The sequence below is a fragment of the Thermofilum adornatum genome, assembly GCF_000446015.1.
Lineage (GTDB): Archaea > Thermoproteota > Thermoprotei > Thermofilales > Thermofilaceae > Thermofilum > Thermofilum adornatum.
In genome coordinates this window covers 1,503,004-1,518,901 of the sequence record NC_022093.1, presented here as the reverse complement: position 1 = coordinate 1,518,901, position 15,898 = coordinate 1,503,004, and the positions used below count along the sequence as shown (strand labels likewise).

Below are 15,898 nucleotides of genomic sequence, written 5' to 3'. Positions count from 1 at the left end.
AATCTAACGTAATTAAATGCCGTAATATCCATTGTCCTTCTTGATATAGAAAAATGCTACTTTGAGTCATCTATCTAAGCTCTGGGCTTAGAGAAGAGTTTTTGAAGAGGCTTGGACATATTTGGCATTTTGTCGGGTCTATGTCCGGTACAAGAACACGGTGCACATTGCAGAAATACTTGTGGGACAAAAAGTAGAGCACAATGCGGTATATTTGTTCCTCTACTTGTTCCTTTGACATGCCCATAGATTTCTCGGCGAGTTGAGATATAAGCATGGTTACGTCCCTGTAGGGGGTTAGGTCGAGCATGTTGCCTCTTTGCCCAGCTATGTAACGGGTAACGAGCGAGGACGATATGCCGACGAGTTCTACTATTCTGCGCCTGTCTACGCCTCTTTTGTAGAGCTCGAGGACGAGCTGTCTCCTTACTGCGGGCTCGATGTACCGGTATGCAAGTTCAAATATGCTTCTCATGGCTAGAGTACCACTACTTTCTTTAATATTTCGTCTCTGTTATTAAGAATTTCAGTGAAGTCTTCGACTATCTCCAGGATGCCTACTAGCTGTCCATTCGAATCGTTTACCCTAGAAACAATTACTCGGAGTATCCTGTCTCCCATCCTGGTCCAGAAGACCCTGTATCTCTCTTGGCCTCGCTCTAATTTTTCGACGTTTAGTTTCACATAGTTTTCGAGCCTTGGTGGGTGGCAGAACTCTAGCCTCCTGCCAATAATTGTTTTCGCCCTGGGGAACCCTTCTGCTGTCTCGCTCTTGGTGAATAACCTGACTCGCCTGTTTGTGTCGGCAAAGGTTATCTCTAGTGGAAGAGCCTTGAATATGCCTTCTAATTCAACTTTGTCCAGGAAACCCGTCGACAGGTTTAGGTCTCCATCTCGGTTTACTTGATAGTCGTCTGGCACCAGTTTTTCGGCGACGACTTGTCTGAATTCTTCGGGAACCCTTGCTAGCTGTTCATCTGTTATTATAGGCTTGATTTGGTAGGGCAGTACGGGCTCAACGTTAGGTTTCCAAGCATGTATGTCGACATCCACAATGTAGCCGAATTCGCCGGCAATTTCGTGTATCGCAACCCACTCTCCTTCGCCAAGCAATGTCCAGAGTGCTGGGAACAGAATCTTGGCTTCTCGAAAAGCCAAGTCCTGTATTTCACGGGAGAGCTCTAAGAGGCGGCCAGCAAGGTTTTTGTGGTCTATAGCTTCTTTGCTCTTCAGCTTGGAATCGATCTCTGTTGACAATTCACGTAGTTTGCGGAGTGCTTGGTCTTCTCTTCCCCAGAGGACTCTTGGAACAGCGATGATGCCCCTCCTCTCAAGGTAGGGAAAAACTATCATCTGGAGCTTCCTGTAATGTAGCCTCAACTTTTTCAGGTCACCTAGAATCCTGTTAATGTTTTCCAGAAGACCAGGAGTCCTGGCCTGATCTGCCGCCAATAGAGAGGAGGCATACATTCCAAGGATCTCGGCCCTCTTTGCAATCCAGTCGTTTTCCTTCATTAGGAGGTCCAGTGGATGACCACTGGGCACACCTTGTAGTGTCCTGGTTTCGAGTGACTCCCTGAAAAGCTCTACATGTAGATCGCACAGTTTAAGTATATCGTTCACCGACACAAGTCCTTCTCTTACTAGCTGTTGTTCCAGGAATGGTATCTCCAAGGGTGAAACCTGTCTAAGAAGATCTGAATATTGTTCCTTTAGCTCCTGGACGCTTTTCCCCTCATGCAATAGCTTGATAATTGTTTTCAAGGTCTCTATCTTTTCCAAATTTGTTGACACGTGTCATCGCCAACAATAATGAATTAGAGTCAAATATATAAAGTTGACGCACGTCAACAACCTAGACAAGCGAACTACTTCAGCTTATAATGACGCTCCACAGAAGAGGAAGAAATAGGGGATCCCAAAAAACATGTTATTAAAAATATATGTATGAAAAACGATATTCAAGTCTAGGAATATTAATATTTTTACATAATCATTTATATTGATTAATAACAAACAATATATTGTATGACCGATACAACCAGCAGAACCAGTTTAAGCCGCAGAGAATTCCTCAAGGCCGCTGGGATCGTCGGCGTAACAGCAACCATGTCCACACCTACACTTAGGCTTCTCAAGCCCCAAACACAGAGAACTGAAGCCCAGGGAGAGGAGAAGTGGGTTCCCACAATATGCATGATGTGTCCTGCAGCGTGCCAGCTATTGGTTAGGGTTAGAGACGGCAAGATTGAGAAGATTGAGGGTAATCCAAAGGGGCCTATAAACCTTGGTAAAATATGTGCGAGGGGCCAGTCTGCACTGTTTAGGACATATAACCCGGACAGGCTGAAAAAGCCGCTTATCAGGAACGACCCCGGACAGAGGGGCAGTTTCACCGGCTTCACGGAGGCAAGCTGGGACCAGGCGCTCGACGCTGTGGCTTCTCACTTGAAGAAGCTGATCTCTGAGGGAAGAATAAAGGAAGTTGCCATGATCGGGGGCTGGCCCCTCTGTCTCTACCTTGAGCCTTTAATGAAGGCCTTTGCAGAAACTATTGGCACTCCCAATGCTATAGGAATACCCGGAGGGGCATGCTTCTTCCCCAAAGCTTTCGGATGGTCTAGTGCTATCGGTGTAGGCACTCACGCTCAGATCCTCACAGACTACGAAAACATAAAGTATCTCGTTGTTATAAGGAGAAACTTCTTTGGAAGCATCTCAGTGGTGCACGGGACACGGGCAGGCCAGAAAATAGGAAACTACAAGCTCGTAGTTGTTGACCCGCGTTTCAGCGAGACAGCCGCCAAGGCTGACCTCTGGCTCCCAATAAGGCCTGGAACAGACCTAGCCTTCCTACTGGCACTAATCAACGTCGTAATTTCTGAGGGGCTCTACGACGCAGACTTCCTGAGAAAGTTTACAAACGCACCGATGCTTGTAGCAGAAGACGGCACGCCTTTAACTGCGGGAACTGACGCTGCTGGAAAGATCAAGTACCTTGTCTGGGACCTTGCACAGAACAAGGCAGTCAAGCACGAAGAAGCTATACTGCCCGCACTCGAGGGCGAGTTTACGGTTGGAGACAAGAAGGCAAAGCCCGTCTTCCAGATCCTCAAGGAAAAAGTAGCAGATTATACTCCAGAATGGGCAGAGAAAATAACCGGCATACCCGCCGCTACAATTAGGCAAGTCGGAATAGAGTTCGGAAAGACTAGGCCAGCCGCAGTAGACACTGGGTGGCACGACCCCAAGTATAAGAACAGCGTTATGACGTGGAGGGCAGCAGCTATCCTCAATGCCCTTGTTGGTGGCCTAATTAAGGACGGAATAATAATTACAGGTGTTGGTAGCACAGCTACACCAACTCCAGACGTCAGCGAGGAAAGCGTAATGAGAATATGGGGGACAAAGCAGGGCGTAGCCATGGCCTCTAAGGGCTTTACTTTCCAGGGCTTCCTAGACGCCATCGAGAAGGGAGACCCCTACAAGATCTCGACTGTTTTCCTGTTTACTACAAACCTAGCTATGACAGGCCCCGACTCTACAAGGTGGAGGAATGCCTTCAAGAAACTGGAGAAGGTTATTGCTGTAGACATTTATCCGAACGATACTGTTCTATACGCCGACATAGTATTGCCCGAGCATAGTTTCCTTGAAAGGGATGATCCCCTTTATGGAATGGCTTATGCGCCCGTGCTAGGCTTCCATACACGTGTGGCCGCCGTGCAACCACTCTACGACACACGACACGTTATAGACATCGTCGTAGGCATAGTGAAACGTCTAGGCGAGGACTACTATAACAAGTTCTGGGTAAACTTCGCAAAAGCACTAGGAGCCGCTGACCCACAGGCAATGGGAGCAAAGCTCAAAGATGCATACGAAAAAGAAGGGGTAAAAGGCATACGCAAGGTACAAGCCTCGGCGAGGAACCTCGACGTAGCTAAGCTCGAGAGCGAGGGACTCATCGTTGTCAAGGACGCTGTGACGCTCCGCAAGGAAATGATACAGAAGACGCTAAACGGCCAGCTGTTAACCCCGTCTGGACGGATCGAGATATTTAGCTTCGCATTGAACAACATAAAGGCAAAGAAGGGCTACCAGCCGTACTGGGATCCCATAGTTGCATGGGCAGAGCCAGAGGTATACGGCAAGGCCGACGGGAAGACAACTTTCTATGTGGTGTATGGGCGTGTCCCCACCATGACGCACACGTCTACTGCCGACGAGCCGTTCCTGTCAGTGCTGACCCCCGAGTTTAAGAGGATGGCATGGATAAACAGGAGCGTTGCTGAGAGCCTGGGCATAAAGAAGGGCGACAAGATAAAGCTGATAAGTGTTGAGACGGGAGCCAGCGTGGAGGCTGTCGCCTTCCCGACAGACCTTGTCAGAGAAGACACTATCTGGGTCTCAAGCGACTTTGGCCACAAGAGCGAGGCACTGCACTTTACCAAGTTCGGTGTACCATACCATACTTTGACAGGTGTAAAGGCTGACCCCGTGGCGGGTGGAATCATGTCACAGGAAGTTGTTGTTCGTGTTGAGAAGGCATGAGGGGTGAATGGGTATGGCTAGGTATGGAATGGTAATAGACCTGAACAAATGTGTCGGGTGTGGAGCCTGCGTGATGGCATGCATAGCCGAGAACCGCAGGGAGCAAGCATTCAAAGCTATCGCGGAAGGTCTGCCGGCTCTTGAGAACTTCAAGAAGAGAACCTACGTTAACACCTATATTGTGGGAACATACCCCAACGTAGCCGTCTACTATACCCACATGATTTGCCAGCACTGCGAGAACCCGCCTTGTGTCTCTGTATGTCCGACAGGTGCAAGCTTCAAGACAAAGGACGGCATTGTTCTAGTAGACAAGACAAAATGCATTGGATGCGAGTACTGCGTCCAAGCGTGCCCGTACGGTGCCAGGTTCTGGGACCCATACTTGAGGTCGATTGACAAGTGCACGTTCTGCGAGCACAGACTGGAGAAGGGTATGGATCCTGCATGTGTGACTACGTGCCCGACAGGTGCAAGGCTGTTTGGAGACCTCGACGACCCCAACAGTGCCATATCCAAGCTGGTCAACTCTGGCGCAACTACTGTATTCAAGAAGGAGGAGGGGACAAAGCCGAAGGTGTTTTATATTCTTCCCATGAGGAAGAGGTGAGGATGAATGATAGAGCCGCAACACGCTTGGGATATTAAAATAGTGCTAGACTTGACGTTTGGAGGAATGGGTGTAGCAACCTTCATCATAGCTTTCCTCTACTACCTAAAGGGAGAGAAGGAATTCAACATCAAGGCGGCCCTCGCGGGCATGGTATCCCTGCTACTTGGTCTACTCGTACTGATAACACACCTCGGCAAGCCCGAGGCCGCGTTCTACACCATGCTTACACCGAACCTTGGCTCAGTTATGACGTGGGGCGTATTCTTCAACGTTTTTGCACTGCTTTTCGGGGGGCTCTTCGCTCTACCCGGACTCATAAAGCTACCCTACGCCGCTAACGAGAAGATTATGAAGATCCTGGGAACACTGGGCTCTATATTCTCGTTCCTCGTCATGACCTATACTGGTACACTGCTTGCCCGTAGCTCTATCCACTTGTGGAGGAGCCCAGCTACACCACTGCTTTTCCTCCTCGTAGCCCTCTCCAGCGGAGTAGGCCTCTATGCACTGGTAGCCTATATTCTTAAAAAGGATGTACCGGGCGAGCTCGTCAACTTCTCGATGATCACAACCCTCTTGGCATTCGTAACTATGACGCTCTACTTCGCACTGGCAAACATCTCGACTGAGGCTTTCATGTTCTCTGTTGAGCTAATGTTGACCGAGTACATGTGGGCAACACTCCTGCTGTACCTGCTGGGCTTCATTGGACCATTCGCTGTGTACTTCTACAACAAGAAGAAGCCTTCAAAGACAAACCTCCTCATACTTGCAGTCCTACTCATCCTGCAAAGCTTCCTAGCACGGTATCTCCTTGTATACGCCGGCGCAATGGAGCTACCCTGGTGAAAATAAATTAAATATTTTTTCTTTTTCCTTTCTATTTGGAGAGGTAGTCAAAATTGTTAAGTCCAAAGATTTTTGAGGAGAGAGCACTACTGTACAAGGTTCTGAGCCTAGCCCTCTATACTCCGAGCGACATCGAATCCCAGAACGAGCTAAAAACACTGTTGCCAGCCGTCAGACAAGTCTCTTTAGTCAAGATGAATCCCGAGACAATAGACAAATTTGTAGATGCATGGATAACTGCCTGGGAAAACTCACAGGGAGACCTGAAAGGAGAGTATACTCGGCTCTTCGTGAACGACTATCCAGAGCTCAAGTGTCCCCCCTTCGAGACATACTGGGCGACTGGTGAGAGAACGATCTACGGCCACAACTATGACTCGCTTCTAAGGATTTACCGCGAAGCCTGCCTAGACAGGGCCCCGGACGTCGGCTTGCCCCTGGAGCATGTAGCCCTAGAGCTCGAACTAATGTACTACCTCGTCGCGTCTAGTACCCGGCAACCAGAGTATCTGTGCCTCCAAGAGAAGCTTTTCCGGGAACACATTGAAAAGTGGGCCGATGGATATTCGAGGTGTCTCGAGGAAAACGCTAAGCTAGAAAACTATAGAGGTACGGCTAGGCTACTACGGGAATTTGTAGCCTCGGAACGGGCCTTTTTTGAGGAGTCCAAGTTTTGCTAGTAGAACAATTGATTTTTTATTTTTTGTAGCGTGTGAAGGCTCTGAGAGAGCTTTAAACTAAAATTGTACTTGGCATAAGGGCCACGCATGGTGCATGATAGATTCATAGACTTGTTTCAGTATGCCGAGCGCGCTCTGAATTTTTCATGCTCTATAGTAATGAAGTAGACAAGTTTAAAAATCGGTTTCTCACTTGGACCCAGAATTCCTATGTCAGATGCTAGCGAAGTGCTATACAGGGCTATTGTCGACGGCGATGATAGGCTTGCTTCTGATGCTACCCAAAAGCTATTGGAAGAGGGGCTGTCTCCCAGAGAAATAATCTCGAACATACTTGTTCCAGCGATGAGGCGCGTGGGGGAGCTCTACGAGAAGGGCGAATACTTTATCCCCGAGTTGGTCGCGTCGGCTGAGGCTTTCAGGGCTAGCATGGATGTTCTAAGGCCACACATCAAGGGGTCATCTGATGTTCCGGTTACGGGTGTAGCTGTGTTTGGCACTGTGAGGGGAGACATACACGAGCTTGGCAAGAATCTGGCAGCGGCTGTCTTCGAGGCTGAGGGCTTCCAGGTTATAGATCTTGGCGTTGATGTGCCTCCGGAGAGGTTCGCAGAGGCCGCCGAGAAGTATAACGCGGACGTTGTCGGGATGAGTGCGCTCATGACTACAACGATGCTTGAGCAGAGAAACGTTATAGAAGAGCTTAAGAAGAGGGGTATTAGAGAAAAGGTCATTGTAATAGCTGGGGGTGCGCCTGTAACTGAGGAATGGGTAAGAGAGATAGGAGCAGATGTCTGGGGTAGGGACGCGTTCGAGTCTGTCAGGATAGTAAAAGAGATGCTTGCAAAGAGGAGGGGTGGAGCTAGATGAAGCCAAACCTATCCCTGCTTAGCAGGGATGAGGCAGAAGAACTACATGCCGAGGCACTCAGGGTTCTGGGCACCGTTGGAGTGTTCTTCGAAGATAAAAGCGTAGAAGAGATAGTTGTCAAGGCTGGTGGTGTCAGGAAGGATGGAAGGGTTGTTTTGCCTGAGAGCCTTGTCGAGGATTCGCTGAAGACGGTGCCAAGGAGAATAAGGCTTTATGACCGAGAAGGAAACCTTGTAGGAGTCCTTGGAGAGGGGGCGAGGATCTTTGACCCAGGGTCTGCGGCGATCCGTATCCTTGACTACGGATCGTCGGAGCCTAGAAACCCTACCCTTATAGACCTAAAGAATCTTGTAACCCTTGTCGATGCATCGCCCGGCTTGAGGGCTCAGAGCACTGCCCTTGTGCCTTCAGACGTACCAGTAGAAGTGAGAGATGCTGTTAGGCTGTACGTTGTCCTAAAGTATTCCACGAAGCCAGTGGTTACTGGCGCATTTACGGTGGAAAACCTCCCGCTAATGGTAGATATGCTTGCAAGCATAAGGGAAGACTACGCAGAAAAGCCCTTCGCAATATTTGACATATGCCCCACACCTCCCCTGTCCTGGAGCACCGTGACGTCGAGGAACCTTGTAGACCTTGCTAGGCTAAACGTTCCAGCCGAGCTCATATCGATGCCGGGTCTAGGCGCAACATCACCTGTGACAATATATGGCGCATTGGTACAGCACCACGCAGAGAACCTGAGCGGGATAGTTATATCCCAGGCAGTCCGACCAGGAGCGCCGATAATATACGGTGGTAGCCCCACGATGATTCACCCATACTATGGGACAGCATCTATAACTTCTCCGGAAGCTGTCCTCATAAGTCTCGGATATAGAGACGTTGCGAGGCTCCTTGACCTACCTACACATACATACATGGCTTTGAGCGACTCTAAGCTGGTAGACTACCAAGCGGGGGCAGAGACGACATACACTGCTGTGGTCGCGGCGATGGCGGGCTTCGACATAGTGTCAGGAGCCGGGATGCTTGAGTATGAAAGCGTGCAGTCTCTAGAAAAACTTGTCCTGGACAGTGAAGCAATATTAGTTGCAGATAGACTCGCGAGGGGCTTCGAAAAAGACAATATGGCCTTGCAGGTCTTAGGAGAAGGCGTGCTAGATAAGAGGGGAAACTTCTTGGCGCTCAAGCATACGAGGCAGAACTACAGGAAGGAGATATACATTCCAAGTATATGGGATCTAGGGCCCAGAACAAAAACTAAGGGAGTAAGCCTACTTGAGAAGGCACATGCAAAAGTCCAAGAAATCCTCGCAAAGCATACCCCCAAGGGGCTAGAAGGAGACCAGCTCGAAAGGCTCGACAATGTTCTAGCAAGGCTCTACGAGCTTCACAATTTAAAGCCTGTGAAATCGATCATATAGGGAACTGTACTCTTTTTGTTGAACCTATGGTAGCTCTATTAGCGTTTTGTTTGCTCTTCATATCCAAAATTATGGAGTGAGCCTTGCTGTTTAAAATCTCCCTTCCTATCAATACTTCTCCCGTGAGAAGCTCGGGCTCTGTGGGAATGTAAACTTTAATATCTCCGCGACTTGTCAGACTTCCTACTTGATAAAGGAAGGCTTCAGCCGTATAAACCTCAAACTCTGATAAGCCGTAGATGGGTTTTCCAGGAAAACTTTTGTTGGTGGCTTAGACCCTCAAACATCTTTACTATTTCCATGTTTGGATAAATGCCACCATCAAAGCCATATCAACTATTGCTGGTTCACTCGCCCGCTTTCTACCGACCTTTATAATGAGATGTACGATAGGTATATTTGGAATCTTTTCGCCCAACTCTATGTACCTGTCTTCAGCAAAGTAATAGCTTATCCTTACTCTTCTTCAACCTCTTCAACTATCCACTCTCTTTTATTGTTCTGCCTGGGTACCTAGGAGATCTAAGCCTGTAGTGCCCCTCTTTGTATGGCTTCGATATGAGAGCAGGATACTTAGGAGGGTCCCTGTCAGCCTCTACACCTAGGGCCTCGACTAGGATTCTAGTGATGAGCTCGCTGCGGCTTATTTTCATTGACCTGGATATATCGTCTACTCTTTTAAAGACGGCTTCGGGTAAGCTTATCTTCACATTAGCCATACTACTAAGTATTACCATTTACCACTATTTCAAGAATTGCCATAGATGCGCAGACAAGCGTGCTAAGATTTTGAACCAATTTTTTAAAAAGATTTTATCTTTAAACGAAGAAATAATTTAGTTTTACCATGATGATGAACCTTATAATTTTACATTTGTAAAGAAATAAAACATTTATTATTTTATATGGAAGAGAACTGCTATGAAAAAAGTAACCAGCCTCTTGCTGTTTTTACTGATTGCACAGCTACCATTGGTCCTCCTTGCGCATGCAGATTCCCAGTTCGCAACATACCTTATCACAATAGACCGCGAAAACTTTGACCCGAAGTCTCTGCAACTTGTCTGGGGTGAAGTAGTCTATATTGCTGATAGTTTCCCTGTTGCGGTTGTAAGGGTTCCTGTGGGTGCGGCTGGACATATTGCTCATCTTAAAGGCGTTAAGCATGTGAGCCAGGACGGCGTTATGAGTTTAATGGGGAAGCCTAGCTCTCAGCCGCCCCAGTCTATACCGTGGGGAGTACAGAGAATTGGTGCGCCGAATGTTTGGGGTACTACGTCTGGCTGGGTTGACGTCAATGGGGATGGGAACTCTGAAATAGAGGTGGCGATATTTGATACAGGTATCGACACGGATCATCCTGACCTCGTTGGAAACATAAAGTGGGGCGTCTCGGTGCTCAATGGCCGTATCTCAACGAAATACACCGACCTAAATGGCCACGGGACTCATGTAAGTGGAACAATTGCGGCACTAAATAACAACATTGGAGTAGTCGGTGTAGCTTCCAAAGTCGAAATCTACATGCTTAGAGTCCTTGGGGCATCTGGCTCCGGTAGCTGGAGCGACCTAGTAATAGCAATCGACCTCGCAATAAAGGGTCCAGACGGGGTCATAGACAAGGATAGTGACGGCAAGATAGTTGGAGACCCCGATGACGACGCTCCTGAAGTTTTCTCGATGAGCCTTGGAGGCTCAAGCGCTCCTGAAGAGCTCCACACAGCTATCCAGACCGCATACAACTGGGGAATCACCATCGTCGCTGCGGCCGGGAATGATGGTGCATCGTCTCCCAGCTATCCAGCGGCATATCCAGAAGTCATAGCTGTGGGCGCAATTGACTCTAGCAATAATGTTCCAAGCTGGAGCAACAGAAAGCCGGAAGTAGCGGCGCCTGGTGTAAATATTCTAAGCACATACCCGGACAATACATATGCTACTCTCAGCGGGACATCTATGGCAACGCCACACGTCAGCGCAACAGTAGCCCTTATACAGGCAGCGAGGCTTGCAAAAGGGTTGCCGCCTTTACCGCCTGGAACCTTCAACGACTCTTCGACGAGTACCGTTAGGGGCTTGCTACATGTTACTGCCGAGGATCTCGGCTCTGCCGGCTACGACGACCTCTACGGGTATGGAGTCGTTAGAGTCGACAAGGCACTGGAAAAGGTCTAAAAATTTTTTCTAGTATTCGTCTCCAAGTATATTTTTTAGGCTCTTTTTTAGTAGGACATGGGCACCATAGTTCTCATCTATCCTAACATAGTGGCAGGCAATGTAACCCTTTCCGAGGTAGAAGCTTAGTGCTCTTCTTAGCGACATACGCCATGAAAGAGCAAGCCTGGGATTTTTAGCCTTCACGTTATTGATGTCTGAGGGTATCTTGAGCAAGACTTTTGGTGCATAGACCCTTACTAGGCGGGGCCTGCCTCTGTAGACTTCGAGGGAGACCTGTGAGTCTTCTAGGGCTGGAGCTACAATTTTGCCGCTAGACCTGTTCTCTACACGCTTGCTCTTTATGAACCACTCAGCTATGACCCTATCCGTGGGCAAGCCATAGTTAAGCTCGTCGAAAAGCTCGCCATAATAGTTCTGGTAAAAAACCCTCGCGATTGCTCCGAGCTTTGTAAAGTTGAAGTAAGAGTTTCTGGCCTGCAAGGGGTCAAAGGTCCACTTTATCCTTGACAGGCCCATTTTCAGGGCATATTCTCTCTGCTTCATCTTCAGGAGGAAGCCGACGCCCTGTCCCTCATACTCTTTCGCTACGCCCGTGTGGTGGCTGTAAAGGTAGAGGCCATACTTGTCCCTCGCGAGGAAGCCAAACGAGTAGCCTATAAGCCTGTCCCCGTCGAATGCTCCAAGAACGATACCGCTGTTCCTAGATATGGCGATGAGTATCCTTGTAGGTATAACCTCGATGTCAGGCATGCCCCAAGCGGAACGCTGGACTTCTATTGCCTGCCTAAACTCTTGGGGGCTTTTCAGCGGCCTTACTTCTATGGACATAGCGGGCCACATCTATCTAAACTATGTGACCTATATCCTTTACGAGCTAACTGAAAAATTTTCACGCTTAAGATGCAACAGTCCATTTGTGATAAAATTATATTAGTATCCCAAACGTCTAAACATATAAGTGTATTGAGCTATGAGGAACATTATCCCAGCGTTGCAAGTTCATTCTCATGGTGCTTCACTAATCAGATTCAAAGTAGACTTTACTAACTATGGGGGACAAGAGAAGGAGAAATGGAGAGAGTTTATAACTTTGACCCCCGATGAAAGAGTAGTTCACGTATACGAAAAAGTTTTGGCATACATTGAAAAAGGTGAAGGCGATAACCTGGAGAGCGGTAAAAAGCTTGTCCTGGGAGACCTGTTGTTGACAAATAAGAGGATCATACACCTGTCTTATATGCTGGGCCGCCTCCCAGTGGTTTTGTCGAAGACCACTAGCCCCACTTTGAAGAGAGTTATGCCCCTTCTCTTTGCTCTATTGCCTCTAATTTTATTCCAAGTCTTTTTACCTGCCCTCTACTATTTTTCCTCTTACAACGCTACGAACACGATCTTTCTTTTTCTGTACGCCTTGCCTATGACTATGATGGTCGCTGCCCTCTTTCTCAGCTTTCTAAATGACTATGATGAAGCATCCATCGATATACCCCTAGAAGACATTACCATAATCGATGGAGCCGTTCCAAGTTCCCTAGTTTTAAAGCCGAGAAACGACGATACAGTTGTCCTAGAGTTTAAAGATGAAGCCGCGAAAAACAGCTTCAAGGAAAACCTATACAGCCTGGTCAAGCAATATACGGTGTACCGGTCATACGCGAGAGAATTCATCCTAAACCCCGACGAGACAATAACCGTGAAGTGTCCAAATTGCGGTGCTCAAACCCTCCTAGACAAAAGGCAAAGGGAAATAATATGCAACAACTGTGGCAAACAATACCTGATACCAGACAAAATCCTAATGCTCATAAAAGAGGAAAGCCAATCCCAGAAACCCTAGAGCGCTCATGCCCTATTATAAAGACCTACCTAGAACACATTTATGAACCTTTATGGGTTTCTCAAAAGCACACGAAACTAGCTTAAGCTATGCGCGCAGACAATATACATGTAAACGGTTTACCACAATAAGAGAAGGTGTGTATTTTTATTACCTTTTATTACTTTCTAAAAAAAGTTAACATGCGTGGTTTCCACAGCGCTAGCATAACACCGATGGGAAGAAGCTTCCTGGTCCATGCTTGGCATATTGAGTAAAAAGCTGGATAGAAGGCAAATAATAGGGGTGGTACAGGGGTGTTAGTTACTCACAGGGATGTTCGCTACATGATGATGTACCTGTATGTCTCTAAGATTTCAAGGAAGAAGCGTTAAAGATTTTGATAGGAACATTTTTGCATTAGTGGGCATGGTGACGTGTTTGGGGCGAAAAGTTACCTCTATGACACCCTTGTAACTAGGAACAGCTACACAGCTATAGCTGAGGGATACACTTCGTGGAGAAACAAGCCGTGGCCGATAGCCCTGATAAGTCGTCCCGGCATTATCCTCGATCTCGGCTCGGGCGCCTGCATTAATGGTGTTGAAGCCGCTAAAAAGACACAGTCCTACGTCGTGTGCCTAGACTACTCGCCGTCCATGATAAGGCTGGCTAAGAAAATAGCGGAGAGAAAAAATGTTCCAGCAGATCAAATCGTAGCCGACATGTCTTTTTTACCCTTTCGAGAAAAATCATTCAGCACCATCCTTGCGATCGCATCTCTTCACCATATACCCCCGATCCTCACGGGTTTTCTGGCGCGCCAGCTAAACGCTGTGTTAAAGCGCGGGGGCCTCTTAATAGCTACAGTGTGGTCGTGGAGGCAGACACAATTTGTTCTACAGACCTTGATAAATATGATAAGAACATGTCTTGGTCAAACTGGATACCCGCGTAGATACTCTGTTAAGTGGAAGACGAGAAAAAGCACATATACAAGGATATACTACCTATACACATTAGAAGAGCTGGTTCACCTCTTACAAGAAGCAGGGCTCAAGATCATTTCGAAGGGTTACTATTCACCTTTTAAACGCAGGAGCCAAAACATCTACGTGATAGCTACGAAACCTCAATATGGCTTTTGATTTTTCAGCGCGCTAAGTTATACGTTTATTGCTAGCTGTCTTGCTTTTAGGTATGTCTCTATTATTTTGACTGTTCGCATCTGTGCGTCGCCTATTCCCTGTATTTCCAGGTGACTTATCCTGGCTTTCGAGAGGATCGCCTGGACGTGGGTGATGTGAGTGTTTATTGCCTTGTATACTTCTTCTAGTCTGCCAGTGATGAGAGTGCCTGTTTCCGGGTCCAAAAGGGTCGCCGTGGTGCCTGTTGCCGGTAGCTGTGTTTCCCACATATGGGCTACGAGGTATATGGCTGTGGGCGTCATTAGCGTGTTTTTCAGCTTTGCCAGCATGGAGAATTCCTCTGGGTCGTGCGCGTAGTCGGTAATTACTGTGAGCGTGGTATTTTTCTTTGCATAAGCTTTGACGGTGCTCAGGACGGCGCTTAGCGGTGTGTTCCCGCCTGTCTGCGAGCTGTTACATATTATTTGTTCGAGTAGATGTATCGCTTGTCTCCCCTTGAGTCCCGTGTAGAGCCTGGGTTTATGTGCGAGGGCTACGAGGCTCACCTTGTCTGAGAGTCTGTGTGATAATTCGAGGATTAGTGAGGATATGTAGAATAGGGAGGCTATCTTCTCGTATATGAGCATCGAGTCTGTGAGGTCTGCGACGAGGATTAAGTTCTTCATTTGTTCGACGTGGAACACTTTGGTGTATGGCTTGTATTCTCCAGTATTTGGATTTATGGATCTAGCTGTGAGGGTCCAGTCCACGTACCTGACGTCGTCTGTGTCCTGGTATTCCCTACGATCCGCGTATTCGATCCCGATTCCGAGGAATCTGGACTTGCTTACCCCCAGTTCCATGGATGTGGCTTTTGCTTGTCCAAGCAAGGCGTATGTCCTAGCGATAGTGCAGAGCCTATCTCGAGATGACAAATTCCCCAACCCTTACTATTTCGCTATATGGAATGTCTACGTATTCTGTTCCTGCTTCCTCGGTCTCTATATAGTTCTGCATGGCTCCAAGTATTTTCTCCTTCTCCTTCATTCCTTCTAGGAGCTGTTCAATCTCGTTGGTCAATGAGAGGTCTACCTTGCTGTACTTGTATGGGTCTCTAAATTCTACGAGTTTTTCGTAGGCTTCCTTTAGGCCCATCCTCTTAACATGGGCAGTAAAAGCTATCCAGTTGACAACTTTTTTCCTGCTCCTCACCCGGTAGACCCTAAAGCCGAGCATTCCTGGACTCACAACGATTTCCTCTGCTACACCCAAAATGCCACGAGAAGCGCTAATGACAAGTTTGCCGAGTACATGCTGAGGCCTGTAGGTTTGACTGTTGGGGTTTACTGGGAGCCCGCGGAAAATTGCCTCTCGGGGGGTAGAGAGGAGAACAATTTTGATGTGAACTCTTGTATCGTCAATGAAAAGTTGCTTTGAGTCGATGAGTACCACTTCAGACAAGGGGACGTAGCCTTTTATCCATTTGACCTCCTTCTCGGTAACCTGCCAAGGTATTTCTATGTTTTCTTTCCTTGCTAGAGCCACAAGGGTTTCGAGGGGCTCATTGCCTTCCAAAGAGACACGGCTAGAGAGGATAGACTTAAGCTTTTCAACGTTTATAGCTGGCTCGTTTATCTTGAACAGGGTGTAGGCAACTAGCTTGGCATTGGATTCTTCGATAGTTATGTCTTCGACATAGCCGTATAGAAGGCCCTCCGAGTCAATTATCGTTGCATTTTTCAGCTCGTCTATGCTGTAAAACTTCTTTTCCACGAGAACCCCGA

The 15,898-nt window shown here is 47.7% G+C and carries 15 protein-coding genes; 9 read left to right on the top strand and 6 right to left on the bottom strand.

The window, feature by feature from the left end:
- Positions 1 to 70 precede the first annotated feature (70 nt).
- Together N186_RS08180 and N186_RS08175 are read right to left on the bottom strand one after the other, a co-directional pair.
- Complete coding sequence (locus N186_RS08180) at positions 71 to 475, bottom strand: transcriptional regulator (RefSeq protein ID WP_020963336.1); 405 nt, start codon at positions 473 to 475, stop codon at positions 71 to 73.
- Between the two features lie 2 nt (positions 476 to 477).
- The gene (locus N186_RS08175; protein WP_020963335.1) at positions 478 to 1,794 is read right to left on the bottom strand and encodes a DUF438 domain-containing protein; all 1,317 of its coding nucleotides are present in this window, start codon (positions 1,792 to 1,794) and stop codon (positions 478 to 480) included.
- 234 nt (positions 1,795 to 2,028) lie between these two features.
- On the opposite strand from N186_RS08175, the gene N186_RS08170 reads away from it, so the two are divergent.
- The 6 genes from N186_RS08170 to N186_RS08145 all read left to right on the top strand — a co-directional run bounded on the left by N186_RS08170 (position 2,029) and on the right by N186_RS08145 (position 8,993).
- Entirely contained in the window at positions 2,029 to 4,554 is a 2,526-nt protein-coding gene (locus N186_RS08170) for a molybdopterin-dependent oxidoreductase (RefSeq protein WP_020963334.1), read from the top strand.
- 13 nt (positions 4,555 to 4,567) lie between these two features.
- Positions 4,568 to 5,164, top strand: coding sequence for a 4Fe-4S dicluster domain-containing protein (locus tag N186_RS08165; RefSeq protein ID WP_052885575.1), 597 nt, complete (start codon positions 4,568 to 4,570; stop codon positions 5,162 to 5,164).
- A 6-nt stretch (positions 5,165 to 5,170) separates the two neighbouring features.
- Positions 5,171 to 6,016: an NrfD/PsrC family molybdoenzyme membrane anchor subunit gene (nrfD, locus tag N186_RS08160; protein ID WP_020963332.1), complete on the top strand. Its 846-nt coding sequence runs from the start codon at positions 5,171 to 5,173 to the stop codon at positions 6,014 to 6,016.
- Between the two features lie 53 nt (positions 6,017 to 6,069).
- Positions 6,070 to 6,696, top strand: coding sequence for a TorD/DmsD family molecular chaperone (locus N186_RS08155; protein WP_020963331.1), 627 nt, complete (start codon positions 6,070 to 6,072; stop codon positions 6,694 to 6,696).
- Positions 6,697 to 6,906: 210 nt separating this feature from the next.
- A complete protein-coding gene (locus N186_RS08150) occupies positions 6,907 to 7,566 on the top strand; it encodes a cobalamin B12-binding domain-containing protein (RefSeq protein ID WP_020963330.1) in 660 nt (219 codons plus the stop codon).
- Positions 7,563 to 8,993, top strand: coding sequence for a trimethylamine methyltransferase family protein (locus tag N186_RS08145; protein WP_020963329.1), 1,431 nt, complete (start codon positions 7,563 to 7,565; stop codon positions 8,991 to 8,993). Before N186_RS08150 ends, N186_RS08145 begins: the two co-directional genes overlap by 4 nt.
- A gap of 479 nt (positions 8,994 to 9,472) precedes the next feature.
- Here the strand turns inward: N186_RS08145 and N186_RS08140 are convergent, their stop codons facing one another.
- Positions 9,473 to 9,712 carry a ribbon-helix-helix domain-containing protein gene (locus N186_RS08140; protein ID WP_020963328.1) on the bottom strand — a complete coding sequence of 80 codons (240 nt, stop codon included), beginning with the start codon at positions 9,710 to 9,712 and terminating at the stop codon, positions 9,473 to 9,475.
- 202 nt (positions 9,713 to 9,914) lie between these two features.
- Between N186_RS08140 and N186_RS08135 the strand changes: the two genes are divergently transcribed.
- Entirely contained in the window at positions 9,915 to 11,168 is a 1,254-nt protein-coding gene (locus tag N186_RS08135) for a S8 family peptidase (RefSeq protein ID WP_020963327.1), read from the top strand.
- Between the two features lie 9 nt (positions 11,169 to 11,177).
- On the opposite strand, the gene N186_RS08130 is transcribed toward N186_RS08135, so the two are convergent.
- Positions 11,178 to 11,999, bottom strand: coding sequence for a GNAT family N-acetyltransferase (locus tag N186_RS08130; RefSeq protein ID WP_020963326.1), 822 nt, complete (start codon positions 11,997 to 11,999; stop codon positions 11,178 to 11,180).
- Positions 12,000 to 12,141: 142 nt separating this feature from the next.
- Between N186_RS08130 and N186_RS08125 the strand changes: the two genes are divergently transcribed.
- The gene (locus N186_RS08125) at positions 12,142 to 13,008 is read left to right on the top strand and encodes a TFIIB-type zinc ribbon-containing protein (RefSeq protein WP_020963325.1); all 867 of its coding nucleotides are present in this window, start codon (positions 12,142 to 12,144) and stop codon (positions 13,006 to 13,008) included.
- A gap of 416 nt (positions 13,009 to 13,424) precedes the next feature.
- On the top strand, positions 13,425 to 14,135 hold the full coding sequence (locus N186_RS08120) for a class I SAM-dependent methyltransferase (RefSeq protein ID WP_020963324.1): 711 nt from the start codon (positions 13,425 to 13,427) through the stop codon (positions 14,133 to 14,135).
- Between the two features lie 17 nt (positions 14,136 to 14,152).
- On the opposite strand, the gene N186_RS08115 is transcribed toward N186_RS08120, so the two are convergent.
- Together N186_RS08115 and N186_RS08110 are read right to left on the bottom strand one after the other, a co-directional pair.
- The gene (locus N186_RS08115; protein ID WP_148682167.1) at positions 14,153 to 15,049 is read right to left on the bottom strand and encodes a DUF58 domain-containing protein; all 897 of its coding nucleotides are present in this window, start codon (positions 15,047 to 15,049) and stop codon (positions 14,153 to 14,155) included.
- On the bottom strand, positions 15,033 to 15,887 hold the full coding sequence (locus tag N186_RS08110) for a hypothetical protein (RefSeq protein WP_020963322.1): 855 nt from the start codon (positions 15,885 to 15,887) through the stop codon (positions 15,033 to 15,035). Before N186_RS08110 ends, N186_RS08115 begins: the two co-directional genes overlap by 17 nt.
- Between the last annotated feature and the right edge of the window lie 11 nt (positions 15,888 to 15,898).